2 protein-coding genes are annotated in these 3,790 nt (G+C 41.9%); both read left to right on the top strand.

What is annotated here, in order from left to right:
- Positions 1-81: 81 nt before the first annotated feature.
- Positions 82-780 (top strand): rhomboid family intramembrane serine protease, encoded by a 699-nt coding sequence (locus VE944_RS10135; RefSeq protein WP_324976066.1) that lies wholly within the window; start codon positions 82-84, stop codon positions 778-780.
- A 185-nt stretch (positions 781-965) separates the two neighbouring features.
- On the top strand, positions 966-3,617 hold the full coding sequence (locus tag VE944_RS10130; protein ID WP_324976063.1) for a hybrid sensor histidine kinase/response regulator: 2,652 nt from the start codon (positions 966-968) through the stop codon (positions 3,615-3,617).
- Positions 3,618-3,790: the final 173 nt, after the last annotated feature.

Below are 3,790 nucleotides of genomic sequence, written 5' to 3'. Positions count from 1 at the left end.
GTGTTTCTTGATTATGAATTACGTTAGCGCAGCGTTAGCGAGTCATCGAGCGTCATTACGAATTACGAATTACGAATTAGTATGATTCCTATTGGTGATAATATTCGTTGTCGGAATAAACCGATTATTAATTACTGGCTGGTTGGTATTAATGTTGCCGTATTTTTATGGGAGCTTCAACTAGAATTAAGTGGTGGATTAGGTTATTTTGTTAATAGTTGGGGTGTAATTCCAGCCCAAATTAGTGGGGCAATTACAAACGCATTATTTTACAATAATGCTGCTTGGATAATTGTAATTTGGCGAACATTTTCACTATTTGTTGCAATATTCCTACATGGCAGTTTTAGTCAAATATTGGGAAATCTGTTGTTTTTATGGGTTTTTGGTAAGACTGTCGAAAATATTCTGGGGCATAGACGCTATCTCGGATTGTATTTGGCTGCTGGCGCGATCGCTTCTTTAGTACAAGTTCTGGCTGAACCGAGTTTGACAATACCACTGATTGGGGGCAATGGCGCGATCGCAGCTGTTTTAGGAGCATATATTATGAAGTTTCCTAAAGCTAAAATTGACACAATTTTGCCGCTAATAATCTTGTATATCCCCATCGAACTTCCAGCTTTTTTCTATCTCTTTTGGTGGTTTGTGCAACAATTATTTTATGGGATTGGCAGTTTAAATATTCCTCCTGTTGGCGTAAACCAATCGGGTGTTGTTTTCTGGGGAGAGGTTGTGGGATTATTGCTTGGTGCAGGTTTTATGCGTTTGAAGAGATAATTTATTATTGGATGCAAAGTGTCTTGTCGTCAGACATCGCTCTTAATCTGACAAGATGTCTTTTGGTTAAAACCTTATACACCTTTTGACAGATTACATTTTTTAGCTTCAAAATCCATACTGTTAAAGCTAGGGGATGCCTACTCTTCAAATCGGTATTGTTTAGTTAAAAACGGTGTGCTAAGATGCCAAATGTTGATAAAATTAACTTTAAAGTCACTGATGAAGTAGTAGCTCTGCGGCAGCGCGTAGCTGACTTAGAGCAATCAGAAATATCTTATCAGCAAAGGCAAGCAGCCCTTGAGGAGCAAGTAATAGAGTTAGAAAAAAAACTGGCGCTTGCACTAGAATATCCCCATATTCAAGCTGTCGAATATGATATCAAGCAGCATTTTGAACAGGGGATATCCACAACCTTAAATATGTCAACAGTGGCAATAACTTCAGAACAACTCCAACAAGAAGTTGCAGAACGGCAGCAGGTAGAAGCATCGCTGAAGGAGAGTGGAGAACGGCTCAGGCTAGCTCTAGAGGTTTCCCAGATGGGCTTGTGGGATTGGAATATTATTACCAATAAAGTCATCTGGTCTGAAAATTATGAATTGCTTTTTGGTGTGCTTCCAGGTAGTTTTGATGGCCCTTACGAAACGTTTCAGAAGTGCGTTTATCCTGAAGACAAGCAATTTGTAATGCAAGGGATCGCCCACACTTTAGAACAAAAGTCTGACTATAACGATGAATTTCGCATAGTGCGATCAGACCAAAGTGTACATTGGATTTCTGCCAAGGGAAAATTTATCTATGACGATCAGGGACAAGCGGTGCGAATGATCGGCGTTTGTATGGAAACTACTGTCTGCAAGCAAGCAGAAGAAAGTACTCGTGAACTCACAACTCAAGTGCAAGAACAGGCAAATATTTTAAATGCCATCCTCACCGCCTCAGTCGATCACATTTATATCTTTGATGACAGAGGTTGTTATCAGTTTGTGAGTCATGATGGAGCTATCGTCTTAGGCTTTAAGCCCCAGGATCTTGTCGGAAAAACTTTGCAAGACCTAGATGTACCCGCAGACCTTATAGAACAGGTAGATAATCAACGACAAGCTGTCATGAAAACTGGGCAGCCAATCAAGGATGAGTGTAAATATGTTACTGCTGATGGGGTGCATTATTATGAATACATCCTCACACCATTACGGAATTCCAACCAAACTATTGAAGGCGTAATTACTGTTTCTCGTGATATTACCGAACACAAACGGGCAGAAAAAACACTACGCGAAAGCGAAGCCAGATTTCGGCGTTTGTTTGAATCCAACCTAATCGGGGTCGCTTTTTGGAATGTGGATGGCTTTATTCTTGATGCCAATGATGCCTTTCTCCAGTCAGCTGGCTACACTCGTGATGAGTTTGCCACTTTGGGTAAAATTAATTGGAGAGAACTTACTCCTATTGAATATAAAGATTTAGACGATCGCGCCCTTTTGGAAGTGCAAACCACTGGAGTTTCTAGAATTTATGAGAAAGAACATCTCCAGCGCGACGGGAAGCGAGTTCCAATTGTTTTGGGGATAGCCTTGCTGAATGATTCCAAAAATAATGGTGTTGCTTTTGTACTGGATATTACCGATCGCAAATTAGTTGAGCAAGAATGCGATCGCCTCCTCGAACGAGAAATGAAAGCACGCAAAGAAGCAGAAATCGCCAACACACTCAAAGATGAATTTCTGGCGGTTCTCTCCCATGAACTGCGAACCCCACTCAACTCCATTCTGGGGTGGGCGAAAATGTTGCGAACTCGTAATTTCGATGAAAAAACCACTAAGCACGCCTTAGAAACCATTGAACGCAACGCCAAGTTACAAACCCAGCTAATTGAAGATTTGTTGGATGTGTCTCGCATCCTCCAAGGAAAATTAAACTTGAATACCTGTCCAGTGAACTTGGTAACGGTGGTTGAAGCAGCACTAGAGACAGTACAACTAGCAGCACAAGCTAAATCAATTCAAATTCAGACGATATTTGATCCCACTTTGGGACAAGTCATGGGCGACTCAAATCGGCTTTTGCAAGTTGTGTGGAATTTACTTTCCAATGCGGTAAAATTTACACCAGCAGGGGGACGGGTAGAAATTCGACTCATGGAAGTTGGCAACCAAGCTCAAATTCAGGTCAGCGATACAGGTAAGGGAATTAGCCTAGAGTTTTTGCCTTATGTGTTCGATTACTTTCGCCAAGCTGATAGCACAATTACGCGGGCATTTGGTGGATTAGGTTTAGGATTAGCAATCGTGCGTAAGGTTATAGAGATGCATGGGGGAAATGTTCAAGCCGAAAGTCTTGGAGAAGGATTGGGTAGTACTTTCACTGTTGAGCTACCGCTTTTAGTTAGAAGTGAACAGGTGACGCGTCAAGAGAATGAGTCTTTAGATTGTGAACTTGAATCCCCACTCCTTTCCAATACTCAAGTTTTGGTTGTGGACGATGAACCAGATATCCGCGACTTAATTACCTTTATTTTGCAAGACTACGGTGTACAAGTAACTGCCGTATCTTCAGCACAGGAAGCATTAGAAGCGCTGTTTGAGTCAGTACCAGATGTTTTAATTAGCGATATTGGAATGCCAAAGACAGACGGTTATATGCTGATGCGTGAAGTGCGATCGCGATCGCCCCAACAAGGAGGAAACGTACCAGCGATCGCTCTGACGGCTTATGCAGGCGAAATGAATCAGCAGCAGGCATTAGCAGCAGGATTTCAAATGCATATTTCTAAACCAGTAGATCCAGATGTATTGGTGAAAGCGATCGTTGATTTGATTGAGCCAAAATGATCTAGGTAAGCGTCCGAGAGGCTTTCCATAACTTCACTGTCCACGTCCGCTACTTTCCTGCTAGACTCTGGATAGTCCCTATGCTTTTAGTAATTATGGCATCTGTTGAGCAAGTCATGAAAGAAGCCTTAGCTTTACCCAGTGCAGCGAGAGCATTGTTGGCAGAAAAGCTG

Origin of the sequence: Nostoc sp., assembly GCF_035638895.1 — a bacterium.
Taxonomy (GTDB): Bacteria; Cyanobacteriota; Cyanobacteriia; order Cyanobacteriales; family Nostocaceae; genus Nostoc.
Note: the sequence above shows the minus strand (reverse complement) of the source record. Positions and strands in the feature narration are given on the sequence as shown.